Source organism: Rathayibacter sp. AY1C1, from assembly GCF_002932105.1.
Classification (GTDB): Bacteria; Actinomycetota; Actinomycetes; order Actinomycetales; family Microbacteriaceae; genus Rathayibacter.
In genome coordinates, this window is record NZ_PSWH01000012.1 from 66,075 (window position 1) to 91,913 (window position 25,839).

Consider the following 25,839-nt stretch of genomic DNA (forward strand, 5'->3'; position numbering starts at 1 on the left):
GACGCGATCAGCCGGCGAGCAGCCCCGCCTCGAACGCCGCCGTCAGGCCCGCGTCGATCGCGAGCGGTGCGCCGTCGACCGAGCGGACGGGGATCGCCCGCCGGGTGCTCGACACCAGCCACGCCGCATCCGCACCGGTGAGCGCCGTGACCGGCAGCTCGTGGCGCGACGATGCGAGCCCGCGGCGCTCGCCCAGCGCGAGGACCCGCTCGACCGTCGTGCCGGCGAGCACGCTGCCCGAGAGCGGCGTCGCGAGCACCCCGTCGCCGAGGAGCACCAGGCTCGACGTCGCCCCCTCGAGGAGAAGCCCGTCGCTCGTGCGCCAGACCACGTCGTCCGCGCCCCGGGACGCCGCCTCGCGCAGCGCCGCCCGGGTGACGGCGCCCGAGGTGGTCTTGACGCCCGGGAGCAGCCACGGCGCGAGCGGACCGCTCGCGTACCCGCGGTCCAGCACGACGACGGCCGCGCCCTTCTCCCGGAGAGCGCTCGAGTCGGGAGTCGGAGCCGCGCGCACGGTGCACCGGGCGGAGTCGCCCGACCCGTGGGCGGCGATGAAGCGGACCGTCAGGTCGTCGACCCGATCGTGCTCCGCCACGGCGAGGTCGACCGCTCGGGACCAGAGGGGCGCCTCCGGGATCGTCAGCCCGACGGCCCGGGCCGATCCGGCCAGCCTCTCGAGGTGCTCGCCGAGCGCACGGGGACGTCCGTCGAGGACCGCGACGGTCTCGAAGACCCCGTCGCCGCGGAGGTAGCCCGCCTCGTCGACGCGGACGAGCGGACCCTCCGGGTCGCGGAGGACGACGGCGCCGGAGGTGATCTCGACCAGGACGGGGGTGCTCATCCGCCCATCCTGCCCCCGGCGGAGCCTCAGCGGGGGAGGAGGCCGCTCGCCACGTCGGACGGCTCGACGATCTCGCGCCACGGCTCCGGCCGGAGTCCTGCCGAGCCGAGCACGTCGGCCCCGGCGAGGAGATCCACGTCGAGACCGGTCAGCTCGCCGATCGCGGCGACCGGCAGCTGGAACGTCCTGAAGCCGCCGAGCGGCACCAGGCCCTCGCGCACGCGCTCCACGAGCTCGCTCTGGTCGAGCAGGTACGCGCTCGTCGCGAGCGTCGATCCGTCCGGGCTCCACGCCGCGATCTTCCAGAAGCGGCGGGGGATGCCCGTACCGCGGTAGACCGGGTCGTCGTCCGCGAGCACGGGCCCGGTGAAGACGCTCAGGCGCGTGCGCCAGGTCTGCGCGTACTCGAGCACCAGCGTCTCGAGCCCGAGCCACAGCTCCTGCGACTGGTTGAAGCCGCTCGCCTGGGGCGCGGCGTTCGTGTAGCAGAAGCTGTCGCGGTTGGCCGCGGCGGCCTCGTCCCGGTCGCCCCAGACGGGGTCGCGGCGGCGGACGAGGTGGCCCCGGTCGAGGTCGTTGCGGGCGTACACCTCCGGCCCGGTCTGCTCGGAGGCGGGGATGCGGTCGTCGAGGTGCCAGTCGTCGCCGCGGCCGAGCTCGACCAGGCGCGCGCCGTCGATGTTCACGGCCGTCGAGACGGCCAGGCGCCGCTCCGGATCCAGCAGCACCTCGAAGTGCGTGTACGGCAGGAGCCGCACCGGGCGCTCGACCCTCAGGCGCGGCGCACCCGCGGGGACGCCGAGGAAGTCCGCGTCGAAGCTCACTCCTCGACCTCCGCCTTCGGAGTCGCCGTGGCTGTCGCTGTCGGGGTCGCCGTGGGCGTCGCCGGGGGAGCCTCGGTCGCGGGGACTCCCGTGCCGGTCGGAGCCGGAGCCGGTGCCTGGGTGGCGGGAGCCGGGACCTGCGAGCCGTTGCTGATCAGCAGGGCGATGTCGGAGTAGCGCGCGACGGTCGTGCCCGCGGCCGGGTCGGTGCCCGCCACCACGCCGGCCGGGAGCGACGAGTCGATGGTCGCCCCCTCCTCGACGTCGAAGCCGAGGTCCTCCAGCGCCTCCGTGGCGTCGTCGACCGAGCGGCCGGAGACGGTCGGCACGGCGATCTGGCGGCCGTTCAGCAGGGCGCTGCTGGGCTCCTCGAAGTCGTCTCCGCCGTACTTCTGGTCGGCGCGGGTCATCACCGAGTTCCAGATGTAGTGGCGGATGTTGGAGGCGTACGGGCGGCTCTCGAGCTCCGAGTTCGGGAAGCGGACCTCGCGCATCGAGGTGTGGCCGTCGATGTTGCCCACCCAGACCACGGTCGCGACGCGCGAGCTCGCCCCGTCCATCCAGGTCGATTCCGCGTTGTCGGTGGTGCCCGTCTTGCCGATGTGCTCGATGCCGTCGTCCGGGTCGGACTGGGCGGCCGTGCCGCCGGTGACGACGCGCTGCAGGGCGTAGTTCGCGACCGCCGTCAGCTCGGGGCTGAGGGCCTGGTTGCAGGTGGAGGTCGGCGGCTGGACGGCGGCGCCGGTCGCGTCGGTGATCGCGTCGATGGCGATCGCGGAGCAGGCGGTGCCGTTGTTGGCGAAGCCGGCGAAGGCGGTGACCATCGAGAGGGGGGAGATGAGCGTGTCCGAGCCGAGGACGGCGGACGGCTTGTAGTCGACCTCGCCGCCGTCGGCCGCCTTCACGCCGAAGCCGACCGCGCGGTCGCGGATCGCGCAGAGGTCGAGCTGCTGCGCCATCGAGACGTAGACGGTGTTGATCGACTGCATCGTGCCGGTCAGCACGCTGTAGCTGCCGTTCTCGCTGTCGTCGTTGTTGACCTCGTAGGAGGTGTCGAGCTCGCCGCCGGGCGCGCAGCTGGCGGGGAAGCCCGAGAAGGTGCGCTCGCGGCCGTTGATCGTCTCGTTCAGGGTGCGTCCGCTCGCGAGCCACTGCGCGAGCGTGAACACCTTGTAGGTCGATCCGACCTGGAACCCGGCGGAGCCGCCGTAGGCCGTGTCGGTGTTGAAGTTGACGGCGGAGAAGTTCGCGCCGTTGACGGCGCCGGCCGCGTCGTAGTCCTTGTTCTGCACCATCGCCAGGATCCGGCCGGTGCCGACCTCCATCGAGACGGTCGCGCTGCCGATGTTGGTGTCGAGGGTGGGGACCTTGGGGACGGCGTTGTTCGTCGCGTTCGCCGCGGTGTCCTGCAGGTCGCGGTCGAGCGTCGTGTAGATCTTGTAGCCGCCGCGCTGGAAGTTCGCGAGGCGGGTGTCCGCGTCGTCGCCGAACGCCGGGTCGTTCTGGACGACGCGGGTGATGTAGTCGCAGAAGAAGGCCGCGTTGCCGGCGGTCTGGCAGCCCGTGGGCGTCTGCGTGATCGCGGGGACGACCTCCTCGGCGACGGCGGCGTCGTGGTCGGCCTGCGAGATCTTCCCCTCCTGCAGCATCTGGTCGAGGACGTAGTCGCGGCGGATCTTGTTGTCCGGGATGTTCTCGGGCTGGTCGATCCTGAGGCCGTTGGGGTTGTTGACCGTGGCGATCAGGCTCGCGGCCTGCGCCAGGCTCAGGTCGGCCGCGGTGGTCGAGAAGTAGTACTCGGCCGCCGCCTGGATGCCGTAGACCTGCCCGCCGAAGCCCGCGATGTTGAGGTAGCCGAGGAGGATGTCGTCCTTGCTGTACTTCTTCTCGAGGTCGACGGCGAGCTTCATCTCCTTGAGCTTGCGGCTCGGAGTGGTCGCGGTCGCCTCCTCGTAGGCGGCCTCGGAGGCCGCCTCGTCGGTCGCGCTCAGCGACTCCGCCTTCTGCACGAGGACGTTCTTGACGTACTGCTGAGTGATGGAGGATCCGCCCTGGAGGTCCCCGCCGACGATGTTGCTGAGCACCGCGCGGATCGTGCCCTGCAGGTCGACGCCGCCGTGGTCGTAGAAGCGCGGGTCCTCGGTCGAGACCGCCGCGTCCTTCACGGACTGGCTGACCTGGTCGAAGGCCACCTCCTCGCGGTTCTGCGCGTAGAAGGAGGCGAGCAGCTCGTCCGAGCCGTCGGTGCGCTTGGCGTAGATCTCGGTCTTCTGGGCCAGCTGGCCGAGCTCGAGGTACTCCGGCACCGTCTCGAACAGCCCGATCGGGTTGTTCTCGGCGAGACCGGTGACGGCGAGGGCGGGAGTGACCCCGACCGTGATCAGCAGGCCCCCGGCGAGGCTGGCTCCGACGATCCCGAGGACCCGGGCGAGCACGCCGCCGCGGGCGGTTCCTTGCGCAGACATGGCTACGAGAGTAGGCGACGAGTCTGGATCCGTCGTGCGGCCGCGCTCGCGGGCCCTGATGCCCGCCCTCCCGGCCCCGGGAACGACGGCCGCCGGTACGGTGAGCGGGTGACCAGAGCCCGAGCATGACCGCCTCCGCCGACCCCGCCGAGACGCGCAGCCGCGCGGTGCTCGTGGTGGCCGTCCTCGCCTCCTTCGTCGCCTTCCTCGACGGCACCGTCGTCAACGTCGCCCTGCCCGCCATCACCCGCGAGCTCGGCGGCGGGCTCGCGGTGCAGCAGTGGGTGGTCGACGGGTACCTGATCACGCTCGGCGCGCTGATCCTCGTGGCCGGCTCGCTCGCCGACCGCATCGGCCGGGCCCGCAGCATGACCATCGGCCTGATCGGCTTCGGCGTCACCTCGCTGCTGTGCGCGCTGGCCCCCACCGCCGAGGTCCTCATCGTGGCGCGGATGCTCCAGGGCGCCGCCGGCGCGATCCTCGTGCCCAGCTCGCTCGCCCTCATCATCGCGACCGTCCACGGCGCCGCGCAGGCCCGGACCATCGGCGCGTGGACGGCCTGGACCGGCACGGCGACGATCGCCGGCCCCGTGCTCGGCGGCCTGCTGGTGGACGCGGGCTCGTGGCGGTACGTCTTCGCGCTCAACCTGCTGCCGATCGCGGTGACGCTGGTCCTGCTGCGCAGGCTCGGCGCGGTCGACTCGGGGACCCGGGTGCCGATCGACGGCGTCGGCGCGGTGCTCGGGGTCATCGGCCTGGGAGGGCCGGTGTTCGCGCTGATCGAGCAGGAGCGGCTCGGGATCCAGCATCCGCTCGTGCTGACCGCCCTGATCGGGGGAGTCGCCGCCCTCGTCGCGTTCGTCGTGTGGGAGCGGCGCGCGGCGCATCCGATGCTGCCGCTGTCGCTGTTCGCGTCGCGGAACTTCACCGTCGGCAACGTCTCGACGGCGTTCGTCTACGGCGCGCTCTCCTTCGGCTTCTTCGCGCTGGGCCTGTTCCTCCAGCAGACCCTGGGCTTCTCGGCGACCCTGGCCGGGCTCGCGACGCTCCCGCCGACGATCCTGCTGCTCCTGCTCTCGCAGATCTCCGGGTCGCTGTCGGCGCGGTTCGGCCCGCGGCTCTTCATGGGCGTCGGACCGCTGATCGCCGCGGCCGGGTTCCTCCTGCTCTCCTTCGTCGACGAGGGCGCCGACTACGCCACGCAGCTGCTGCCGGGCATCCTCCTGTTCGGCTTCGGCCTCGCGGTGACGGTCGCCCCGCTGACCTCGACGATCCTCGGTGCGGTCGAGGACGGGCACAGCGGAGTCGGCTCCGCCGTGAACAACGCCGTCTCGCGCATCGCGGGGCTGGTCGCCATCGCCGCGACCTCGCTCGTGGTCGGCGACTCGCTCGACGTCGAGGGCTTCTCCCGTGCCGCCGTCGCGACCTCCGCCCTCCTGGTCGCCGGCGGCGTCGTCTCCCTCCTCGGCATCCGCAACCCGGCTCCCGCCGACCGCTGACGACTGCTCGGGGAGCGTCTCCGACCCCCGTCCGGGGTGCGGCGCTCCGTGTTCACGCGGTGTCCGCCGATCCTTCGACGGAACGTGGATGAAATAGTTGTCGCTACATGGAATACTGATCGACGTCGATGCGCTTGCATACATCGGACGGGGACGCTCTCCCCGCGACGACCGTCACACTCGAGGAGAAACCATGACCGACACCGTCACCATCCCCGGCTACAAGGCCGGCACCTGGGTCATCGACCCCACCCACAGCGAGGTCGCGTTCAGCGTCCGCCACCTGATGATCAGCAAGGTCAAGGGCAAGTTCGAGCGCTTCACCGCCACGTTCACCACCGGCGAGAACCCGCTCGACTCCAAGGTCGAGGCCACCGCCGAGGTCGCCTCCGTCAACACCAACGAGCCCAACCGCGACGGCCACCTCCGCACCGGCGACTTCTTCGAGGCCGAGAAGTACCCGGAGATCCACTTCGTCTCGACCGCCGTCCGCCCGAACGGCGACGACTTCCTCGTCGACGGCGAGCTCACCATCAAGGGCACCACCAAGCCCGTCACCTTCGAGGTGGAGTTCGGCGGCTTCGGCACCGACCCCTACGGCAACTACAAGGCCGGCCTCACCGCCAAGGCCACCATCGACCGCACCGACTTCGGTCTGACCTACAACGCGGCCCTCGAGACCGGTGGCGTGCTCATCGGCGAGAAGGTCACCATCACCCTCGACCTGCAGGCCGCCCACCAGGCGTAGTCCGAACCGATCGACCGGAGCCGTCCCTCCCCCCGGGGAGCGGACGGCTCCGTCGTTCCCGGAGCCGGTCCGGGATCAGAGGATGCCGAGCTCCGTCAGCTGCTCGGAGATGCCCGCGCCGTCGGGCGCGAAGACCCAGGTCGTGCCGCTGGTCAGGGAGCGGTCCTCGGCCTTGGAGCGGCCTCCCGCGAGCACCGCCTCGCCGGTGGAGAGCTGGCGGATCGCGATCGCCGCGACCTTGTCGGGGTGCTCGTCCGCGAAGTCGGAGTAGATCTCCTCGTCGTGCTGCCCGTCGTCGCCGACCAGCAGCCAGCGCACGTCCGGGAACTCGGCCGCGAGTCGGCGGAGGTTCATCTCCTTGTGCTGCTTGCCGCTGCGGAACCAGCGGTCGTGCGTCGGGCCCCAGTCGGTCAGGAGGAGCGCTCCGGCCGGGTACAGGTGCCGCGACAGGAAGCGGGTGAGCGCCGGGGCGACGTTCCACGCGCCGGTGGAGAGGTAGATGACCGGGGAGCCCTCGTACTGCCGGGCGAAGCGGTCGAGGAAGACCGCCATGCCGGGCGTGGGCATCCGGGCGTGCTCGTCGAGCACGAAGGTGTTCCAGGCGGCGACGAAGGGGCGGGGGAGCGCGGTGACCATCACCGTGTCGTCCACGTCCGACACGACGCCCAGCCGCGCCTCCGGACGCACGATGAAGACGGGCGCCTCGACGGGCTTCGAGCCCGCGGTCGAGAAGGTGATGGTGTGCCAGCCGGGCTCGAGCGTGATCGGGAGGTCCGCGTCGACGACTCCGCCGCGGTCGGCCGTCACCCGGTGGGTCTGCCCGTCGGCCTCGATGGTCACGACGGCCCCGCTCACGAAGACGCTGGTGAAGCTCCGCCAGCCGCGCACGCCCTCGACGGGGCGGACCTCCTCGACCCCGGGAGGGGTCGGCCGCGTGTAGAGGACGCGGGCCAGGACGCGCAGCTGCGTCGTCGAGCCGTAGCCGGTGTAGGGGATGACCCTCGGGACGTAGCCCTTGCGCTTCACGCGCCTCATCCGGAAGGAGTGGAGTCGGTCCTCGAGGCGGGCGGCGCGGTGCATGACCTCCGCCTTGCCTGCGCTCAGGGGCTTGCTCTCGGGCGTCAGCGGCATCCACCCAGTCTGTCAGACCGGATGCCGGACCGCGGATCGCGCTCTCACGCGATCGTCAGGCTCCGGTGGGCTCGATCAGCTCGGGGCCGTTCGCCGAGACGGAGCCCACGGCCGCGCCGACGCCGTGCACCTCGAGCTCCTCGGCCAGCTCGGCCGCGCCCTCGGCGGCCGCGCGCAGCAGCTCGCCGTCCCCGGGGGACGCCGGGTCCAGCCAGTCCTCGATCAGCTCCGGCTGCAGCAGCACGGGCATCCGCTCGTGCACCTCGGCGAGCGGCCCGGCGGAGGGGCGGGTGAGGACCGTCGCCGAGAGCAGCCACGGAGAGCCCGGCTGGGCCGAGCGCCACCACTCGTAGAGACCGGCGAACAGGAGGAGCGAGCCCTCGCCCGGCGAGACGTAGACGGGTGCCTTCGCCCCGTCCGCGCCGACCCGCCACTCGTACCAGCCCGAGGCGGGCACGATCGCGCGCCGGGAGGCGTAGGACTCGCGGAACGACGGCTTCTCGGCGACGGACTCGATCCGCGCGTTGAACAGCGGCGGCCCCGCGGACGGGTCGGCGGCGGAGCGGGGCACCAGGCCCCAGCGGGCTCCGGCGAGCCGACGCCGCGGCGGGCTGCCCTCCTCGACCCCCTTCATCGACTCCGCGACGACGGCGATCCGCTGGGTCGGCGCGATGTTCCAGGACGGCTCCGGAAGGTCGGCGCCCGGCTCGTCGATGTCGAAGAGCGCCACCAGGTCGGCGGTGGTCTGCGAGAGGACGAAGCGTCCGCACATGGTTTCTCCCGGGTGGATCGGACCCGCGGAGCCGTCGCCCTTCCGGGGGCGCGAAACACGAGGGACTTTCGATGAGACGACCCCGACCGGCGGTCGCCGTGCGTACGATTGTAGGAACCACGACCGAAGGAGCCCGCCGTGCCTCTTGGAAACCTCGTCGATCGACCGTTCGGTGAATCGTCCCAGGTCCGCAACGAGCCGGTGCAGGTGCGCAGCGCCGCCCGTCTCGCCTCGCTGCTCGACGCGGCGGCCGCCGTCGTCGACGAGGTCGGCTTCGACCGCCTGACCACGGCGATGGTCGCCGAGCGCGCGGGAGCCGCGATCGGCACGGTCTACCGCTACTTCCCGGACCGCATCGCCGTCCTCCAGGCGCTGCGCGAGCGGGCTCTCGAGCGCTTCCGCCGCCGCGTCATCACCGAGATCCGCGACACCCACCCGGGCAACTGGTGGGGCGCGGTCGACTGCGCGATCGACGCCTTCTGCGAGATGCACCGCAACGAGCCGGGCTTCCGCTCCATCCGCTTCGTCGACACGATCCACGCCCCCGAGGTCGCGGGCGAGGCGTTCGAGGCCGGCTTCTTCGCCCGCCGCTTCGCCGAGATCCTCGCGTCCGAGTACGGCCTCCCGGGCGGCGCGCAGCTGTCCTTCCGCCTCGAGGTGACCATCGAGGTCGCGGACGCGCTGCTCACGCGCGCGTTCCTCATCGACCCCAACGGCGACCAGCGCTTCATCGACGAGAGCCGCTCGCTGCTGCGCCACTACATGACCTCGCACTACGGAGCCGTCGAGGAGTCCTGACCGGCTAGGGCTGTCAAGGCCCTAGTCGCTCCCGGAACATCCCGCAACACTTCGCGGTCCGGGTTGGCAGGCGGCTGCTAATGGTGTTTTCCTTGCCGCCTGGCCCCGTTCGGGGCCGCGGGCCGTGCAACGGCCGGACGCGCGGAGCGAGAGCGGGCACAGTCGTGGACCAGGGACAGATCGGCGCGCACACCGCCGGACGGCGGGCGGCCTCGTGATCGAGTTCCGCAACGTCAGCAAGCAGTACCCGGACGGCACGCGGGCGGTCGACGACTTCTCGCTCGTGCTGCCCTCCCGGCAGACGACGGTCTTCGTCGGCTCCTCGGGCTGCGGGAAGACCACGATCCTCCGCATGATCAACCGGATGATCGAGCCGACCTCCGGCACCATCGAGATCGACGGCGAGGACATCTCGTCCCTGCCCGCCGTCGCGCTCCGCCGCCGCATCGGCTACGTGATGCAGAACTCCGGCCTCCTGCCGCACCGCAAGGTCATCGACAACATCGCGACCGTGCCGCGGCTGAACGGGGTCGCCAAGAAGCAGGCGCACGCCCGCGCGCTCGAGCTGATGGACACGGTCGGACTGGACCGTGCGCTCGCCGCCCGGTACCCCAGCCAGCTCTCCGGCGGCCAGCAGCAGCGCGTCGGTGTGGCGCGCGGCCTGGCGGTCGACCCGAACATCCTGCTGATGGACGAGCCGTTCGGCGCGGTCGACCCTCTCGTGCGCGCCGACCTGCAGCGCGAGACCCTGCGACTCCAGGACGAGCTCGACAAGACCGTGGTCTTCGTTACCCACGACATCGACGAGGCGTTCCTCCTCGGCGACCAGGTCGTCATCCTCGAGAAGGGCGGCCGGATCGCGCAGAAGGGCTCGCCCGCCGAGATCCTGGCGAACCCCGCGAGCGAGTTCGTCGCCGGCTTCGTCGGTGCCGACCGCGGCAAGCGCTCGCTCCGGATCGAGGAGCGCGACGGCGCCCGCATCGTGGTCGACGGCGACGGGCGCCCGACCGGGGTGCTGCGCGCGCAGGACGGCCCCGCCGCGTGAACTGGGTCGTCAACAACACGGACGCGATCGTCGCGAACCTGCTGGCGCACCTGGCCCTGTCGGTCCCGCCGATCCTGCTCAGCTTCCTCGTCTCGCTGCCGTTCGGCTGGTTCGCGAACCGCTACCGCTGGAGCCGCGGCACCCTGCTGACAGGGCTCGGCGTGCTCTACGCCATCCCCTCGCTGGCCATGTTCATCCTGCTGCCGGTCCTGCTGGGCATCCCGCTCCGCTCGACCGCCAACGTGATCACGGGCCTCACCCTCTACGGCGTCGCGCTGATGGTCCGCACCACCTCGGACGCACTGGGCGCGGTGTCGGACGACGTCCGCCAGTCGGCGACCGCGATGGGCTACTCCGGCTGGGCGCGCTTCTGGCGGGTCGAGTTCCCGCTGGCCGGTCCGGTCCTGCTCTCGGGCCTGCGCGTGGTCACGGTCAGCACGGTCAGCCTGGTGACGGTCGGCGCGGTGCTCGGGATCCAGAGCCTCGGCCTGCTCTTCACCGACGGCTTCCAGCGCGGCATCACCGGTGAGATCGTCACGGGCATCGTCCTCACGATCGTCCTCGCGCTGGTGCTCGACGGACTGCTGGTGCTGATCGGCCGTCTCCTCATGCCCTGGACGGCTCTGGACCGCACGCGCCGCTCGCGCAGACCGGTCGCGGTCGAGAGGGCGGTGACGTCGTGAACCTCATCGCCGAGGCCTTCGCCTGGATCGCCGACCCCGCGCACTGGACCGGGGTCTACGCGATCCCGACCCGTGTCGCCCAGCACGTCGGCATCAGCCTGCTGGTGCTCGTGATCGCGGCCGCGATCGCGATCCCGATCGGCTACCTGATCGGGCACACCGGGCGCGGCAAGGGCATCGCCGTGCCGGTCGCAGGCGGTCTGCGCGCCCTGCCGACGTTGGGCGTGCTCGTCCTCGCGGCGATGAGCCTGGGGCTCGGCCTCGGCGCTCCGGTGATCGCCCTCGTCGTGCTCGCGATCCCGTCGGTGCTCGCCGGCGCGTACTCCGGGCTCGAGGCGGTCGACCGCCGCACGGTCGACGCGGCGCGCTCGATGGGCATGACCGAGTGGCAGATCCTGACGAAGGTCGAGATCCCGCTGGGGCTGCCGCTGCTGATCGGCGGGCTCCGCTCGGCGGCGCTGCAGATCATCGCGACCGCCACGCTCGCCGACTACATCGGCGCCGGCGGCCTCGGGCAGTACATCTTCCGCGGAGTGAAGTCGGGGGACTACCCGCAGATGCTCGCCGGCTCGATCCTGGTGATCGTGCTGACGCTCCTCAGCGAGGTCCTGTTCGCCCTCCTCCAGCGGCTCGCCGTGCCGCGCGGAGTCGTGCTCGGCCTGGCCGGCACCGCCGGCCGCACAGGTTCCCGCGCTTCGTCGCCCCGACGACGCGCGGTGATGGGAATCCCCATCGAAGAAGGGAAATAGCAATGTTCACAGCACATTTCACGAAGGGCCGTGTCGCGCTCAGCGCACTCGCGGTCGGTGCCGTCGTGGCACTGGCAGGGTGTTCCTCGAGCGATCCGCTCGATGAGGGATCGGGTGCGACTGCGGGCAGCGAGACCATCGTGGTCGGCTCGCAGGACTACTACTCGAACGAGATCCTCGCCGAGATCTACGCGCAGGCGCTGGAGAACGACGGCTTCACCGTCGACCGCCAGCTGCGCATCGGCCAGCGCGAGATCTACCTGCCCGAGATCGAGAGCGGATCCATCGACGTCTTCCCGGAGTACGACGGCAGCCTCCTGCAGGCGCTCGAGCCCGACGCGACGGCCACCACCGCCGACGACGTGTACTCCGCGCTCGGCGACGCGCTGCCCGACGGCCTCCGCGCCCTCGACGCCGCTGAGGCCAGCGACCAGAACTCGTACACCGTCACCCAGGCCTTCGCCGACAAGTGGGACCTGACCGACATCGCGTCGCTCAAGAACGTCACCGACCCGATCGTGGTCGGCGGCAACTCCGAGCTGCAGACGCGCCCCTACGGGCCCGACACCCTGCAGTCGAAGTACGGCATCACGACCACCTTCCAGGCGATCGAGGACAGCGGCGGATCGACCACCGTCGACGCGCTCACCAGCGACCAGATCCAGCTGGCGAACGTCTACACGGCCGACCCGAACATCCAGAAGAACGACCTCGTCGCTCTCGAGGACCCGGACGGACTGTTCGTGGCCGACAACGTCGTGCCGATCGTCTCGAGCAAGATCACGGACGACGCGGCCGAGGTGCTGAACGCGGTCAGCGCGAAGCTCACGGCGGACGACCTCGTCGCCCTCAACTCCGAGAGCGTCAACGAGCAGAAGTCCGCGTCCGCGATCGCGGGCGAGTGGCTGAAGTCGGCGGGTCTCGTCGACTGATCCTCCCCGGATCCACGCCCGGAGGCGCGTCACTCGTCGAGGTGACGCGCCTCCGCTCTGTTCAGGAGCTTCTTCCCGAGGAGCACGAGCAGGGCGAAGACGACGATGACGCCCACGAAGACGTAGCCGGCGCCGTGCAGGCTCTCCGAGAGTTCCCGGTAGCTGCCCGCCGCGGCCGCGCCGACGCCGACGTAGGCGGACGACCAGAGCACGCACGCCGGGATCGTCCAGGCCATGAAGGTCCGATAGCGCATCCCGCTCATCCCCACCGTCAGCGGGATCAGCGAGTGCAGCACCGGCAGGAAGCGCGAGAGGAACACGGCGAACCCGCCGCGCCGCGCGAGGTAGCGCTCGGCCTTCAGCCAGTTCTTCTCGCCGAGCCGGCGTCCCAGGCGCGACGCGCGGATCCGCGGCCCGAACCAGCGGCCGAGGTAGAAGCCGACGGACTCGCCGCAGAGGGCGCCGATGACGACCGTGACGGCCAGCGCCGCGAACTGCAGCGGGCTGGTCACGCCGGTCGCGCTGACGATCACGATCGTGTCGCCGGGGACGACGAGGCCCGCCAGGATCGTGGTCTCGAAGAAGATCGCGAGTCCGGCGAGGAGCGTCCGCCAGACCGGGGGGACGCTGACGACGAAGTCCAGGATCCCGGTGAGGGTGTCGTTCACCGGGCGCCCCCGCCCGCCGGGGACTCGATCGGGGGCTGGGGCCGACGGCGGCTCCGGATGCTCGGCATGGCTCGATCGTAGGGGCGCACGGCTGGGCGGCGGCAGGGCTGCGCCCGGGAGGCCGGTGGACGCCGGGCGGTCAGGGGACGGCGACGAGCGCGGAGGCCGCCGGGCCGGTGCCGTTCGCCGTGACCGCCTGCACCGAGAGGGTGTAGCTGCGGCCCGGGACCAGCTTCGTGAAGGTCTGCGAGCGCTTGGTCGCGGCGACCACGGCGCTCCAGGCTCCGGCTCCGCTCGTGTCGGAACCGTCGCGTGACACCCGGTAGCCGGTGACCGCCGAGCCGCCGGTCCCCGCGGGGGGCGACCACGCGAGCGTCGCCGTGCCGTCCGAGCCCGCCGTGGCGGTGACCGCGGTCGGCGCGCCGGGGAGCCCGGCGGCGACGAGGGTCGCCGTCAGCGTGGTGCTGCTCCCGGGAGTGACGACGCTGTGCGAGGCGGCGCCGCCGTCCGACCAGGACGAGAACCGGTAGGCCGTGCCCGACGCGTCGGTCTGGTCCGGGACCTCCAGCTGGAGGGCCGAGCCCGCCCACGAGACGACGGTCGTGCCTCCGGCGACCTCGGTGCCGTTGACGACGACCGTCCGGCCGGCGGGAGCGGTGGCCAGGGTGACGGAGACCTTCTGCGGGGAGAACGTCCGCGTCGCCGTCGTCGACACTCCGCTCGAGTCCGTCGCCGTGACGCTGATCAGGAGGTCGCTGTCCGCGGCGGCGGCGAGGTCCTCCGGGCCGGGGGCGACGAAGGAGAGGTCGTTCCCCGTCAGCGGCCCGAGGAAGGGATGCGTGTGCTGAGCGTGGCGGCGCTGGACGGTCCAGGTGAGCGCCGAGGCGGGCAGGACGCCGTCCTCGGCGTCGGTCGCCGTGGCGCGGAGGCCGTAGCTCCGGCCCGTGACGAACATCCCTCCGTCGGCGGGTGCGGTGATGCTCACCGTCGGGGCACTGTCGCCCGAGGTGATCCTCGTCGTCGCGGGGGCGGAGACGGCTCCCTTCGGATCGCGGACGCGGAGGGACGCGGTCCAGCTGCCGGCGGCGTAACTGTGGGTGAAGGTCGGGCCGGTCGTGATGCGGTCGGGGGTGCCGTCGCCGAACGACCACAGGTAGGTCAGGGCACCGCCCTCCGGGTCGCTGCTGCCCGAGCCGTTCAGCCGCGCGGCGAGAGGAGCCGCGCCGGAGGAGGGGGCGGCGGTGAGGGCCGCGGTCGGAGCGCGGTTCGCCGCGGCGGTGTAGGCGAGGCGCCGGACCTCGCCGCCGTTCGCGTAGCTGGTGTAGAAGAGGTCCTGGGTCCCGCGCGAGGGACCGAAGGCCATGGCGACTGCGCTGCTGCCGCTGAGGCCGGTCACGAGGTCGCCGGCCGCGCCGGTGCGCCCGAGGGTCCGGATCTTCCCGCACACGTAGTCGCCGAAGAGGTACGCGCCGTCGTAGGCGGCCGGCCAGACGCCGCGGGGGACGTAGGCGCCGCCCGTGATCGAGGCGCAGCCGCTGCTGTGCGCGTAGTCGTGGACCGGGTCGGTGAGCCCGGCGGGCGCCGCGGCTCCGCAGTTCGAGGCCGAGCCGGTCTTCGCGCAGTGGCCCTCACGGGTGTTCCAGCCGTAGTCGGCGCCGGCGACGCCCTGGTCGATCTCCTCCCAGGCGTCCTGGCCCACGTCGTTGATGCGGAAGACGGTGCCGGTCGCGTTCGGGTCGAAGGCCATCCGGAACGGATTGCGCAGGCCGCTCGCGAAGGTCTCGCGGCAGCGCAGGCCCTCGGCGGCCGGGGCGAGCCGGCAGGAGGCGGTCCCGGTGCCCAGGTAGGGGTTGCCGGCCGGGACGCCGCCGGTGAGGGTGATCCGGAGGATCTTGCCGTTCAGGATGTTCGGGTCGCGGGCGGCGTCGTTCCGGCCGCCGCAGCCGCTGCCGCCCGGCGAGCCGACTCCGCCGCGGTAGTCGCAGCCGCCGTCGCCGACGCTGACGTAGAGCAGGCCGTCCTTGCCGATGGCGAGGTCGCCGCCGTTGTGGTTGCTCGCGGGGGAGTAGATGCCGTCGAGGAGGACGCGCTCGGAGGCCGGGTCGATGCGGTCGTCGGTGCCGAGCTGGAACGAGGAGACGCGGTTGCGCGGGGCTCCCGCGGGGTTCACCGTGCCGCCGGCGTTGGTCGGGCAGGAGGAGTCGGAGCCCTTCGCGGTGTAGTAGACGACGACGGTGCGCGAGCCCGGTGCCGGGTCGACCGCGAGGCCGAGCACGCCGCGCTCGCCGTTGGCGCAGACCTTCGAGCGCAGGTCGAGGGCCGGGGTGGCGATAAGGCTGCCTCCGCGGATCACCCGGATCGCTCCGGTCTGCGAGGAGACGAGGGTGCGCCCGTCGGTCGTGAAGGCGAGGGCGGTCGGCGCGGGGACGGCCGCCACCCGGGAGTCGGTGAAGCCGGCGGGCACGACGGGAGCGGCGGACGCCGGACCCGCGGGCCCGGCGACGAGCGCGGCGGCCGTGATCGCCAGGACGGTGAGCAGGGCGAGACCGCGGGGGCGGATCCTCGAGCGGGGCATCGGTGACTCCGAGACGGTCGGCGCTGCTGAGCGAGCGGCGGTCTGCGGCGGTGCAGAGGGCGCTGTCGGCGATGACGCGGGGCCAGGATAGGCGCGCGCGGCGGAGGGGCCGTGTCCCCCTTCAGGGTCAACACTGGGGGCTCCGGGCGCGGTGTCCCCGGGCCGCTCACGTCGAGCGGGGCTGCTGTGCGGCGGCCCGCCGGCTCACTCCAGAGCGGGCAGGACCACCGCGCGGACCGCCTCCGAGAACCGGGCGTAGCCGGCCTCGTCGAAGTGCAGGCCGTCGTCGACGAAGAGGGAGGGGTCGACAGAGCCGTCGGAGGTGACGAGCGCGTCGGCGGTGGGGACGAAGGTGACGCGGTCGTCCGTCTCGGCGTAGGCGCTGACCGCGGTGTTGGCGGCGCGGACCTCGGCGCCGACGGAGGCGCGGGCGGGCGTCTCCGCGATCTCGACGTAGAACAGCTCGGCGTCGGGGGCGACCTCCTCCACGCGCTGGAGGTACTCGACGACGGCGCCGGCGGTCTGGGCGCCGGTGCGCGAGCCCTCCTCGCCGCTGATGTCGTTCGCTCCCACGTACACGATCACGGCGCGGGGATCGAAGGGGACGACCATGCGGTCCAGCCACGCGAGGTGATCGGCGACGGTCGTGCCGCCGATCCCGATGTTGTAGGTCTCGAGCGGACGCAGGTCCTCCTTGGAGGTCGTCCAGCGGCCGATCGTGGAGCTGCCCGTGAGGACGATGCTGTGCTGCGGGAACCCGGCGGCGAAGCGCTTCTCGAGACCGGCGACGCGCTCGGCCATGTCGACGGAGGAGGTCGGGCCGGGGTCGGGGGAGCTCGCGGCCGGAGCGCCCGCGCCTCCGCTCCGCGAGGCGAGCGAGAGGGCGATGCCCGCGCCGGCGAGGACCAGCGCGAGCACCAGCAGCGCGACCAGGAGGCGGAGGCGGATGCGGCGGGGGCCGGGGGCGGAGCCGGAGGGCGTCGCTCGAGTCATGGCTCGATCCTCGGGCATCGGCGGGGGCGCGTCGTCCACGAGGAGGCCGTCCGAGGACCCGCGCACCCGGTGGCCGTCTCTCCGTCACCGGATCGCCGTGATCGAATACGCGCAGAACATCACAGAGGATGCACAGCCGTGCGACACTTGCACATCGCCATCGCCATCGTCGCCGCCGGCCGACTTCCGATGGACGATCACGACGAGGACTCATGGCACGCGCACGCATCACCTGGGTGGACACGGCGAAAGGCATCGCGATCATCCTGGTCGCCCTGGCCCACTCCGTGCAGTGGACCACGACGGCCGGGATCGCCCCCGACTCGTGGAACGAGATCAATCTCCTCCTCATCACCTTCCGGATGCCGCTGTTCTTCCTCGCCTCGGGGCTGTTCGCCGGCTCCGTGCTCACCCGGTCGTGGCCGGAGCTCTGGCGTTCGCGGCTGAGCCTGCTGGTCTGGGCCTTCCTGCTCTGGTCCGTGGTGCGGTTCCTCTTCTTCCTGGTGGTGCCCAACCCGGGCGGCACCGACGAGTCCGACCCGCTCGCGCTGCTCCTCCAGCCGGTGATGCCGCACAACGGGCTCTGGTTCCTCTACGCGCTCACGATCTTCTTCGTGGCCGCCAAGCTCGCGCAGGGCCGGATCGACTGGCGGGTGCAGATCGGCATCGCGACCGCGATCGCCGTGGTCTGGTACGCCGTCCGCTCCAGCACCTCCGAGGGCACCGGGAACATCGCCTGGGACGGCATGGCCCGCTACCTGATGTTCTTCCTGCTCGGCCTCTACCTGCGGAACGCGGTGATCGCGTTCGTGGAGCGCCGCGGGATCCTCAGCGGAGTCGGCTTCGGCGTGCTGTTCCTCGTGCTCGCCGGCGTGATCCTCGCCGTCCGCGCCCGCTTCCCGCTGCTGACGATCGGGCTGGTCCTGGTGAGCGTGCTGGCGGTCCTCGCCGGGCTCGTGGTCGCCCGCTTCCTCTCGAACCGGCGCGGCGCGGGCTGGATCACCTTCATCGGCCGCAACACGCTCCCGGTGTACGTGGTGCACGTCCTCTTCGTCTCGCTCGCCACGAGCGCCCTGCTGCTCTTCGACGGAGAGCGCTGGCTCGACGTCATCGGGCCGGTCGTGCCGCTCCTGGTCTGCGGGATAGGCGTCGCGGCAGCACTGGGCTACTGGCGCCTCACCCGCGACCTGCCCGTGCTGAAGTACGGCTTCCAGGCGCCCGCCTGGTTCTCCGGCTCCCGCTCGCGCGTCGACGCCGGCTGACCGCGGGGCGCCCGCCGACGGCGCCTCGGCATCGGCCCCGGGAGTCTCTTGAACGGTTTCCCAGAGCCGATCTCGCGGATGTGCGCCTGGGAATCCGCTGAAGGCCCGTGAGAGGAAGTCTCAGCGCTCCGTCGCCCGCCTGATCGCTCGGCGTCGAGAGGCCGGCGGCGGCTGGTCCGACGGAGGCGAGCCCCGCTCCGCAGTCGCCGCGCGGTGGACTCCCTCGACGTCGAGAGGGACTGTCTCGACGTCGAGCGACCGGTCGGCGGGAGCGCTCGGAGGGGCGTCCGGGGCCACCCCGGAAAGGGTGCCGCCAGGAGCTCGCGGAAGGCCGCACATCCGCCCCAGTACTGGGATCGGAGGCCGTCGGACCCCTTCCGCCGACCTACTCTCGGAGCTGTGAACGAACTCCTGGACCCGCTCCTGCTGTCGAGATGGCAGTTCGGTCTGACGACGATCTACCACTTCCTGTTCGTGCCGCTCACGATCGGCATGGCGCTCACCGTCGCGATCTTCCAGACCTGCTGGGTGCGCACCGGGAAGGTGCACTACCTGCAGCTGACGAAGTTCTTCGGGAAGCTCTTCCTGATCAACTTCGCGATGGGCGTCGTGACCGGGATCGTCCAGGAGTTCCAGTTCGGGATGAACTGGAGCGACTACTCCCGCTTCGTCGGCGACGTCTTCGGGGCCCCGCTGGCGTTCGAGGGCCTGCTCGCCTTCTTCCTCGAGGCGACCTTCATCGGCCTCTGGATCTTCGGCTGGGACAAGCTGCCCGAGAAGCTGCACCTGGCCACCATCTGGCTGACCACGCTCGGCACCACGCTCTCGGCCTACTTCATCATCGCCGCGAACGCGTTCATGCAGAACCCGGTCGGCTTCCGCATCAACGAGACCAAGGGCCGCGCGGAGCTCACCGACATCTGGGCGCTCCTCACCAACAAGGTCGCTCTCGCCGCGTTCCCGCACACGATCTTCGCCTGCTTCATGGTCTCGGCCGCCGTCATCATCAGCGTCGCGGCCTACCACCTCTCGCGGAACCAGCACCTCGAGACCATGCGCCCCGCGCTGAGGTTCGGCGCCTGGATGATGCTCGTCAGCGGCGGCCTGACCCTGTTCACCGGCGACTCGCTCGGCCTCGCGATGGTCGACACGCAGCCGATGAAGATGGCGGCCGCGGAGGCGCTCTACAGGACCTCCACGGGCGTCGACGCCTCCTTCTCCGTCTTCACCTGGGGCACGCCGGACGGCTCGAGCGAGCTGTTCTCGATCCGCATCCCCTACCTGCTCTCCTTCCTCTCGACGCACACCTTCACCGGCACGGTCGAAGGCATCAACGACCTCCAGGCGCAGTACACCCAGGTCTACGGACCCGGCGACTACACGCCGATCATCTGGGTCACCTACTGGTCGTTCCGCTGGATGATGGCCCTCGGCGTCCTGGCCATCGGCATCGCCGCGGCCGGCCTCTGGTTCACCCGGAAGGGCCGCGAGCCGAAGCAGTGGATGTGGAAGGTCGCGATCTGGGCCGCCCCGCTGCCGCTGATGGCGATGATCGTGGGCTGGGTCTTCACCGAGATGGGCCGCCAGCCGTGGCTCGTGTTCGGACTGCTGAAGACCGCCGACGGAGTCTCGCCCGGAGTGAGCGGCCTCGAGGTCCTGATCTCGCTGCTCGCCTTCACCGCGATCTACGGCACGCTCGCCGTGGTCGAGTTCCGCCTGATCAAACGGGCCGCGCAGGCCGGCCCCGACGACGCTCCCGAGGTCGACGAGGAGAGCGGTCGCCCGCAGCTCGTCGGCACCGTCTACTAGGAGGCACCCCTCATGGATCTCGCCGTTCTCTGGTTCTGGATCGTCGCGTTTTTCTTCATCGGCTACTTCGTCCTCGACGGGTTCGACTTCGGCGTCGGCATGTCGCTCCCGTTCCTCGGGCGCGACGACACCGACCGCCGCGTGCTGATCAACACGATCGGCCCGGTGTGGGACCTGAACGAGACGTGGGTGATCGTCGCCGGCGCCGCCCTGTTCGCCGCGTTCCCGGAGTGGTACGCCACGCTCTTCAGCGGGTTCTACCTGCCGCTTCTGCTCATCCTGCTCGCGCTGATCGCCCGCGGCGTCTCGTTCGAGTACCGGCACCAGCGTCCGGAGGCGCAGTGGAAGCGGCGCTTCGACACGATGATCGTCGTCGGCTCCGCGGTGCCCGCCTTCCTCTGGGGCGTGGCCTTCGCGAACATCGTGCAGGGCGTCCCGATGGACGCCGACCACAACTTCACCGGCACCGTCCTGGACCTGCTGAACCCCTACGCGCTCCTGGGCGGAGCGACGACCCTCCTGCTCTTCTTCACGCACGGAGTCGTCTTCGTCGCCCTGAAGACGGAGGGGGAGATCCGCGAGCGTGCGCGCCGCCTGGCGACCCGCGCGGGGCTGCTCACCGTGGTCGTCGCCGCGGTCTTCCTGGCCTGGACCAACCTCGGCCAGGGGAGCACCGCCTCCTGGGCGCTCTCGGCGGGCGCGGCCGCGACCCTCGTCGGCGGCTGGCTCGCGATCACGCGAGGCCGGGAGGGACGCGCCTTCGCGCTGCTGGCCGGCACCATCGCGCTCGCCGTGCTCGCCCTCTTCGCGACGCTGTTCCCCGCGGTGATGCCGGCCTCGAACGTCCCCGCCTACGGGCTGACGATCGAGAACGCCTCCAGCACGCCCTATACGCTGGCGGTCATGAGTTGGACCGCCCTGGTGTTCGTGCCGCTCATCGTCGGCTACCAGGCCTGGACCTACTGGATCTTCCGCAAGCGCATCAGCCGCGCGCACATCCCGGTCGACGCCCACTGACGTGAAGCCCCTCGATCCGCGCCTGCTCCGCTACGCCCGGGCGGCCCGCGTGTTCCTCCTGCTCGGCGGGGTGCTCGCGCTGGCGAGGACCCTGGCGATCGTCGCCTTCGCGTGGCTCGTGGCGCAGCTGGTGGCCGGTGCGGTCGACGGGAGGAGCGCCGACGATCTCGCGCCGCTGCTGGCCGCCCTGCTCGCGGTCGTCGCGGCGCGGGCGGCTCTCGCCTGGGCGACCGAGGTGAACGCGGTACGCGGAGGAGCAGGAGCGAAGGCGCAGCTGCGGCAGGCGGTCCTCGCCGCACTGGTCGAGCTCGGCCCGGCGGGCCGCTCCGAAGGGGGCTCGGGCGGGGTCGTCGCGCTGCTGGGTGGCGGACTGGACTCCCTCGACGGCTACTTCGCCCGCTACCTCCCGCAGCTGATCGCCACCGCGGTGGCGACGCCGCTCCTGACGCTCGTGGTCTTCCTCGCCGATCCGCTCAGCGCGGTGTTCCTGGTGGTGACCCTGCCGCTCATCCCGGTGTTCATGGTGCTGATCGGCTGGGCGACCCAGGCCGTGCAGGCGCGGCAGTGGGAGCGGCTGCAGGCCCTCGCGTCCGGCTTCGTCGACACCGTCGGCGGCCTCGCGACGCTCAAGATCTTCGGGCGGGCCGAGCGGCAGGCGACGCGGATCCGCGCGCTGACCGAGGACTACCGCGTGCACACAATGAAGGTGCTGCGAGTGACCTTCGTCAGCGGCTTCGTGCTGGAGCTCGCCGGCTCGCTCTCGGTCGCACTGGTCGCCGTCTCGATCGGGCTGCGGCTCGTCGACGGCTCGCTGGGGCTGGCCGTCGGGCTGTTCGTCCTGGTGCTGGCGCCGGACGTGTTCCTGCCGGTGCGCCAGGTCGGTGCCGAGTTCCATGCGGCGGCCGACGGGGTGCAGGCGGCGGACCGCGCCTTCGCCGTCCTCGAGTGCGCGGCGGCCCTGCCCCCTCGCGGGAAGGCTCCGGCGGCGACGGGGGCGCTCGAGCTGCGGGGTCTCGCGGTCGACGACGGACGCGGGCGGACGCTCGCTCCTGTCGACGCGGTGCTCCCCGTCGGGTCGATCACCGCGGTGACCGGGCCCAGCGGGTCCGGGAAGTCGACGCTGCTCGCCGCGCTCGCGGGCTTCGTGCCCTTCTCGGGCACGCTGCTGCTCGGCGGGTCGCCGGTCGCGGATCTGCGGTCGACGCTCGCCTGGGCGGGCCAGCGGCCCGACCTGCTCCCGGGGAGCGTCGCCTCCGCCGTCGGGCTCGGAGCACTCTCGCCGGACCCCGAGCGCGTGCGGCGGGCCCTGGCGATCGCCGCGGTCGACGTGGACCCCGAGCGTCGGCTCGACGCCGAGGGGACGGGCCTCTCGGGCGGGCAGAGCGCCCGTGTCGCCGTCGCCCGCGCTGTGCACCGCCTGCTCGAGCGCGGGTGCGCGGTGCTGGCCCTGGACGAGCCGACCGCCGCCCTCGACGAGGAGTCCGAGCGGGCGCTGCTCGCCGGACTCCGGACGCTGGCGGAGAGCGGGACGATCGTCGTCGTCGCCAGCCACCGGCCGGCGACCGTCGCGGCGGCCGACGCCGTGATCGCCCTGGCGCCGGCGGGGGCGGTCGCGAGGTGAACCGCTCCGACGTCCTCCGCGCCGCGATGCCCGGGCCGCGCCGCTTCCTGCCGGGTCTGTCCTTCGGGCTGCTCTCCTCCTCGGCCGTCGTGGCGCTGCTGGCCTGCTCGGCCTGGCTGATCGTCCGCGCGGCCGAGCAGCCGCCGATCCTGTTCCTCTCCATGGCCGTCGTGGGCGTGCGGGCGTTCGCGCTGGCGCGGGCCTTCTTCCGCTACCTCGAGCGGCTGACCGGCCACGACGCCGCCTTCCGCGCGCTCGCGGAGCTCCGGGCGGGCGTCTACGAGCGCCTGGTGCCGGTCGCGCCGGACGGGCTGGGCCGCGTGCGCCGCGGCGACCTGGTCTCCCGGGTGGTGGCGGACGTCGACGCCCAGCAGGACGTGCCGCTGCGCGTCGTGCAGCCGCTGGTCGTCGCGGCACTGGTCGCTGCGGTCTCCGTGGTCGGCGTCTGGCTGCTGCTGCCGGCGATGGGCGCCGTGCTGCTGGCGCTGCTCGTCCTCGCCTTCGCCGGCGGGGCTCTGGGCGCCGGCCGGCTCTCCGCGCAGGCGGACCGCGAGCTGGCGCCGCTGCGCGGGGAGCTCGCCGAGCGCCTCAACCTGCTGGTCACCCGCCTCGACGTGCTCATCGCCTTCGATGCGGCGAGCGACGCTCTGGCGAACGTGGCACGCGCGGAGGAGTCGCTCGCCCGGGCGGCGCGTCGACGGGCGGCCTCCACCGGACTGGCCGCGGCCGTCCTCGCCCTCTGCTCGGGCGGTGCGGTCTGGGCGGGCCTCGTGCTCGGGATCCCGGTGATCGGCGACCTCGGCGGTCCGGCGCTGGGAGTCGTCGCGCTCGTGCCGCTCGCGGTGTTCGAGGTCGCCGCCGCCGCGCCGCTCGCTGTGCAGGCGGCGCGCACCGCGCTCTCGAGCGCTCAGCGCCTGGCCGATCTGGACGCCGAGGCGGCGTCGCCGGCGCTCGCGACCGACGCGGACGTGGACCCGGACGCCCCGGCTCCCCGGGGCGCCGGCATCGTCCTGCGCGACCTGTCGGTGAGCTGGCCCGGCGCGCACACGCCCGCGCTGCGGGGCGTCTCGCTCGACCTGCCGGAGGGTGCGCGCGTCCTCGTCACCGGCGGCAGCGGCTCCGGGAAGACGACGCTCGCGCACGCTCTGGTGCGCTTCCTCGACCACTCCGGCAGCTACCTCCTGGGCGGGGTCGAGGCGCGGACGCTGCCGCAGGCGGAGGTGCGGAAGCGGGTCGGACTCGTGGAGCAGCAGCCGTACCTCTTCGACGACACGATCCGGCAGAACCTCCTCTTCGCGCGGCCCGAGGCCGATGGCGCCGTGCTCGAGGCGGTGCTCGAGCGGGTCGGGCTCGGGCCCTGGGTCGCTGCACGCGGCGGGCTCGACGCGCGGGTGGGGGAGCGGGGCTCGCTCGTCTCGGGCGGCCAGGCTCAGCGGATCGCCCTCGCACGCGCACTCCTGGCCGATTTCCGCGTCCTGGTGCTGGACGAGCCGACGGCGTCGGTGGACGCTCCCGTGGCCGACGCTCTGCTCGGGGATCTGCTCCGCGCCGCCGAGGGGCGGACGGTGGTCCTGATCGCGCACCGGGTCGATCCCGGGCTGGAGTTCGACACGCGGATCCGGGTGGCGGACGGCACGGCGGCTCAGGAGCACCGGGCCGCCTGAGCAGGCGCCCGGCTCCGCGGGGCGGTCGGTCCGAGCGGCCGTTCAGCCGTGCTTCGTCGGGACCGAGGCCCGCGCCAGGGAGGCCGCGCGCGCCAGGCGGCCGCCCTCCGCCTCCCAGCGGTCGAGGACCGCGTCCGCCCGGGTCCGCGCCGCACCGCGTAGCCCTGCCAGGAGCGGAGCGACGACGTCGCGGGCCAGCGGGTCGCTCAGCTCGTCCACGCGGGAGTCGCGGACGAAGCCCTCGAGCCGGGTGAGGTCGGAGCCGCGCAGCCACTCGGCTCGGGACTGCAGCAGCACGACGGCCGCCAGCCGCGGCTCGAACACCGCCTGCTCCCACAGCTCGGAGGAGAGGGCGGTCACGTCGTCGTGCTCGAGCGAGCGGAACTTCCTCAGCGCGTCGCGGACGGTGCCGCGGACCGCCCCGACCGAGGCGCCCGTCGAGTCGAGCCCTGATCCCAGGCGCTCGCGCACGTCCTGCGCGCGCCAGACGTCGCCCTCGTACTCCAGGGCCGAGCGGATGAAGTCGCCGGGGTCGCTCACCCCTCCATCATGCGTCGCGCGTCAGCCCCTGCTGGCCCAGACGGCCCGTCCGATGCCGTCGTACTCGACGAGGCGGCCGTCGTCCTGCAGCACGAGGCGGTAGGGCGCGACGACGCCGCTCTGGCCGATGCCGAAGGAGATCCTCGGGAACCGCAGCCAGAGGATCCGGGAGTCGGCCACGTCGAGCCGGCCCTCGGAGCTCATCGAGAAGGCGGCGCCGGAGGCGGAGGAGGTGTTCGTCGCCCAGTCCGCGCCGTTCGGCCCGTAGACGACGAAGTTGCCGTCGCGCTGCATCTCGGCCCGCCACTGCCCGCTCGCCGAGGTCAGCCGCGTGCCCGCGACGACGAGGCCGCTCGGGGAGAGCGAGTCGCGCACGACGAGCGCAGCACTGCTCCAGAGGACGCCGGAGTCGTCCGCGATCCGGAGATCGCCCTCGCGGAGGACCATCGTGGCGCCCGGCTCGCCGGACGTGTCCGAGGCCCAGACGGGCGCGCCGTCCGCGGTGTAGACCACGGCGTTCCCGTCGTCCTGCATCCGGAGGACGTTGCCCCGGCCGCGGGTGCCGCTCGCCCAGAGAGCCCCGCCCTGCCCGTAGACGACGAGGTTGCCGTCCGCCTGCATCACCGCCGTGGTGCCTCCCGGGGTGGCGAGCCGGTTCCCCGCGTAGAGGGTGCTGCCGCGGCGGAGGGTGTCGGTGCGCGGCTCGTCGATCCGGCCGCCGATGCTGCTGGCCCACGCGGCCGAGCCGCTGCGGCGGTAGATGACGAGATTGCCGTCGTCCTGCATCCGCAGCTCGCCGCCGGGGTCGGCCACCGTGCCGCTCGCCCAGACCGGGCGCCCGTCCGCGGCGTACACGACGAGGTTGCCGTCGTCCTGCATCCGCAGGCTGTCGCCGCGCCCCTGCGTGCCCGAGGCCCAGGTGGGACGGCCGCCGGCGGCGTAGACCACGGCGTTGCCGTCGGTCTGCATCACGAGGGAGGAGGCGCCGTCGGGGGACACCAGGCGCTCGCCGCGCGCGAGCTGCTCGCCGGCACGGAGGACCGCGGCGGAGGCGACGGCGGAGGACGCCGAGGGCGGGGCCTCGACCGCGGCGGCGGGCAGCGAGCCCAGCAGGAGCGCGCCCGTGGCGGCGAGCGCCGCGAGGGAGGCGGTCAGGGAACGGCCGGAGGGGAGGTGCGTCATCGCAGGGGTCCTGTCGGGGAG

Annotated in this window: 22 protein-coding genes; 12 read left to right on the plus strand and 10 right to left on the minus strand. The window is 72.5% G+C overall.

What is annotated here, in order from left to right; translation table 11 throughout:
* Window positions 1-7: 7 nt before the first annotated feature.
* The 3 genes from C5C71_RS07890 to C5C71_RS07900 are packed head-to-tail and all read right to left on the minus strand — an operon-like array spanning window position 8 to window position 4,130.
* Window positions 8-841: an aminotransferase class IV gene (locus C5C71_RS07890; protein ID WP_104315355.1), complete on the minus strand. Its 834-nt coding sequence runs from the start codon at window positions 839-841 to the stop codon at window positions 8-10.
* Window positions 842-867: 26 nt separating this feature from the next.
* Window positions 868-1,665, minus strand: coding sequence for a DNA/RNA non-specific endonuclease (locus C5C71_RS07895; protein ID WP_244230625.1), 798 nt, complete (start codon window positions 1,663-1,665; stop codon window positions 868-870).
* The gene (locus tag C5C71_RS07900) at window positions 1,662-4,130 is read right to left on the minus strand and encodes a transglycosylase domain-containing protein (protein ID WP_104337472.1); all 2,469 of its coding nucleotides are present in this window, start codon (window positions 4,128-4,130) and stop codon (window positions 1,662-1,664) included. The genes C5C71_RS07895 and C5C71_RS07900 overlap by 4 nt, the downstream gene beginning before the upstream one ends.
* 125 nt (window positions 4,131-4,255) lie before the next feature.
* Between C5C71_RS07900 and C5C71_RS07905 the strand changes: the two genes are divergently transcribed.
* A complete protein-coding gene (locus tag C5C71_RS07905) occupies window positions 4,256-5,629 on the plus strand; it encodes a DHA2 family efflux MFS transporter permease subunit (RefSeq protein WP_104337473.1) in 1,374 nt (457 codons plus the stop codon).
* 193 nt (window positions 5,630-5,822) lie between these two features.
* On the plus strand, window positions 5,823-6,377 hold the full coding sequence (locus tag C5C71_RS07910) for a YceI family protein (RefSeq protein ID WP_104223105.1): 555 nt from the start codon (window positions 5,823-5,825) through the stop codon (window positions 6,375-6,377).
* Between the two features lie 75 nt (window positions 6,378-6,452).
* On the opposite strand, the gene C5C71_RS07915 is transcribed toward C5C71_RS07910, so the two are convergent.
* Both C5C71_RS07915 and C5C71_RS07920 read right to left on the minus strand, forming a co-directional pair.
* Window positions 6,453-7,508, minus strand: coding sequence for an App1 family protein (locus tag C5C71_RS07915; RefSeq protein ID WP_258068675.1), 1,056 nt, complete (start codon window positions 7,506-7,508; stop codon window positions 6,453-6,455).
* A 55-nt stretch (window positions 7,509-7,563) separates the two neighbouring features.
* On the minus strand, window positions 7,564-8,280 hold the full coding sequence (locus C5C71_RS07920) for an SOS response-associated peptidase (RefSeq protein WP_104246545.1): 717 nt from the start codon (window positions 8,278-8,280) through the stop codon (window positions 7,564-7,566).
* A 138-nt stretch (window positions 8,281-8,418) separates the two neighbouring features.
* Here C5C71_RS07920 and C5C71_RS07925 point away from each other — a divergent pair, with 138 nt between their 5' ends.
* From C5C71_RS07925 to C5C71_RS07945, 5 genes are all read left to right on the plus strand, one after another.
* Window positions 8,419-9,078: a TetR/AcrR family transcriptional regulator gene (locus C5C71_RS07925; protein WP_104223107.1), complete on the plus strand. Its 660-nt coding sequence runs from the start codon at window positions 8,419-8,421 to the stop codon at window positions 9,076-9,078.
* A 214-nt stretch (window positions 9,079-9,292) separates the two neighbouring features.
* Entirely contained in the window at window positions 9,293-10,123 is an 831-nt protein-coding gene (locus C5C71_RS07930) for an ABC transporter ATP-binding protein (RefSeq protein ID WP_104225631.1), read from the plus strand.
* Window positions 10,120-10,806, plus strand: a complete 687-nt coding sequence (locus tag C5C71_RS07935) for an ABC transporter permease (RefSeq protein ID WP_104223109.1) — start codon at window positions 10,120-10,122, stop codon at window positions 10,804-10,806. The genes C5C71_RS07930 and C5C71_RS07935 overlap by 4 nt, the downstream gene beginning before the upstream one ends.
* Window positions 10,803-11,555, plus strand: coding sequence for an ABC transporter permease (locus tag C5C71_RS07940; RefSeq protein ID WP_104225632.1), 753 nt, complete (start codon window positions 10,803-10,805; stop codon window positions 11,553-11,555). Before C5C71_RS07935 ends, C5C71_RS07940 begins: the two co-directional genes overlap by 4 nt.
* A 2-nt stretch (window positions 11,556-11,557) precedes the next feature.
* Window positions 11,558-12,487 carry an ABC transporter substrate-binding protein gene (locus C5C71_RS07945; protein ID WP_104223111.1) on the plus strand — a complete coding sequence of 310 codons (930 nt, stop codon included), beginning with the start codon at window positions 11,558-11,560 and terminating at the stop codon, window positions 12,485-12,487.
* 29 nt (window positions 12,488-12,516) lie between these two features.
* On the opposite strand, the gene C5C71_RS07950 is transcribed toward C5C71_RS07945, so the two are convergent.
* The 3 genes from C5C71_RS07950 to C5C71_RS07960 form a co-directional block, all read right to left on the minus strand.
* Entirely contained in the window at window positions 12,517-13,155 is a 639-nt protein-coding gene (locus C5C71_RS07950) for a DedA family protein (RefSeq protein ID WP_104223112.1), read from the minus strand.
* Between the two features lie 139 nt (window positions 13,156-13,294).
* Window positions 13,295-15,730 (minus strand): PQQ-dependent sugar dehydrogenase, encoded by a 2,436-nt coding sequence (locus C5C71_RS07955; protein WP_104337474.1) that lies wholly within the window; start codon window positions 15,728-15,730, stop codon window positions 13,295-13,297.
* A gap of 204 nt (window positions 15,731-15,934) precedes the next feature.
* Window positions 15,935-16,723: a GDSL-type esterase/lipase family protein gene (locus C5C71_RS07960; protein ID WP_181065445.1), complete on the minus strand. Its 789-nt coding sequence runs from the start codon at window positions 16,721-16,723 to the stop codon at window positions 15,935-15,937.
* A gap of 212 nt (window positions 16,724-16,935) precedes the next feature.
* Here C5C71_RS07960 and C5C71_RS07965 point away from each other — a divergent pair, with 212 nt between their 5' ends.
* The 5 genes from C5C71_RS07965 to cydC all read left to right on the plus strand — a co-directional run bounded on the left by C5C71_RS07965 (window position 16,936) and on the right by cydC (window position 24,096).
* The gene (locus C5C71_RS07965) at window positions 16,936-17,985 is read left to right on the plus strand and encodes an acyltransferase family protein (protein WP_104348320.1); all 1,050 of its coding nucleotides are present in this window, start codon (window positions 16,936-16,938) and stop codon (window positions 17,983-17,985) included.
* 399 nt (window positions 17,986-18,384) lie between these two features.
* On the plus strand, window positions 18,385-19,794 hold the full coding sequence (locus C5C71_RS07970) for a cytochrome ubiquinol oxidase subunit I (RefSeq protein ID WP_104261744.1): 1,410 nt from the start codon (window positions 18,385-18,387) through the stop codon (window positions 19,792-19,794).
* A gap of 12 nt (window positions 19,795-19,806) precedes the next feature.
* Window positions 19,807-20,811, plus strand: coding sequence for a cytochrome d ubiquinol oxidase subunit II (cydB, locus tag C5C71_RS07975; RefSeq protein ID WP_104246540.1), 1,005 nt, complete (start codon window positions 19,807-19,809; stop codon window positions 20,809-20,811).
* 1 nt (window position 20,812) lies between these two features.
* Window positions 20,813-22,432, plus strand: coding sequence for a thiol reductant ABC exporter subunit CydD (gene cydD, locus C5C71_RS07980; protein WP_104225637.1), 1,620 nt, complete (start codon window positions 20,813-20,815; stop codon window positions 22,430-22,432).
* Window positions 22,429-24,096, plus strand: coding sequence for a thiol reductant ABC exporter subunit CydC (cydC, locus tag C5C71_RS07985; RefSeq protein WP_104337475.1), 1,668 nt, complete (start codon window positions 22,429-22,431; stop codon window positions 24,094-24,096). The genes cydD and cydC overlap by 4 nt, the downstream gene beginning before the upstream one ends.
* A 42-nt stretch (window positions 24,097-24,138) precedes the next feature.
* Here cydC and C5C71_RS07990 read toward each other — a convergent pair whose 3' ends face one another.
* Together C5C71_RS07990 and C5C71_RS07995 are read right to left on the minus strand one after the other, a co-directional pair.
* Entirely contained in the window at window positions 24,139-24,636 is a 498-nt protein-coding gene (locus C5C71_RS07990; RefSeq protein WP_104337476.1) for a DNA alkylation repair protein, read from the minus strand.
* Window positions 24,637-24,657: 21 nt separating this feature from the next.
* On the minus strand, window positions 24,658-25,839 hold a 1,182-nt coding region (locus C5C71_RS07995; RefSeq protein ID WP_219814168.1), incomplete at its 5' end, for a hypothetical protein.

Bases quoted from the DNA above. Each gene is read 5' to 3' on its own strand.
- C5C71_RS07890 (WP_104315355.1), bottom strand. From the start codon at position 841: ATGAGCACCCCCGTCCTGGTCGAGATCACCTCCGGCGCCGTCGTCCTC.
- C5C71_RS07900 (WP_104337472.1), bottom strand. From the start codon at position 4,130: ATGTCTGCGCAAGGAACCGCCCGCGGCGGCGTGCTCGCCCGGGTCCTC.
- C5C71_RS07905 (WP_104337473.1), top strand. From the start codon at position 4,256: ATGACCGCCTCCGCCGACCCCGCCGAGACGCGCAGCCGCGCGGTGCTC.
- C5C71_RS07910 (WP_104223105.1), top strand. From the start codon at position 5,823: ATGACCGACACCGTCACCATCCCCGGCTACAAGGCCGGCACCTGGGTC.
- C5C71_RS07915 (WP_258068675.1), bottom strand. From the start codon at position 7,508: ATGCCGCTGACGCCCGAGAGCAAGCCCCTGAGCGCAGGCAAGGCGGAG.
- C5C71_RS07920 (WP_104246545.1), bottom strand. From the start codon at position 8,280: ATGTGCGGACGCTTCGTCCTCTCGCAGACCACCGCCGACCTGGTGGCG.
- C5C71_RS07945 (WP_104223111.1), top strand. From the start codon at position 11,558: ATGTTCACAGCACATTTCACGAAGGGCCGTGTCGCGCTCAGCGCACTC.
- C5C71_RS07955 (WP_104337474.1), bottom strand. From the start codon at position 15,730: ATGCCCCGCTCGAGGATCCGCCCCCGCGGTCTCGCCCTGCTCACCGTC.
- C5C71_RS07960 (WP_181065445.1), bottom strand. From the start codon at position 16,723: ATGACTCGAGCGACGCCCTCCGGCTCCGCCCCCGGCCCCCGCCGCATC.
- C5C71_RS07965 (WP_104348320.1), top strand. From the start codon at position 16,936: ATGGCACGCGCACGCATCACCTGGGTGGACACGGCGAAAGGCATCGCG.
- cydB (WP_104246540.1), top strand. From the start codon at position 19,807: ATGGATCTCGCCGTTCTCTGGTTCTGGATCGTCGCGTTTTTCTTCATC.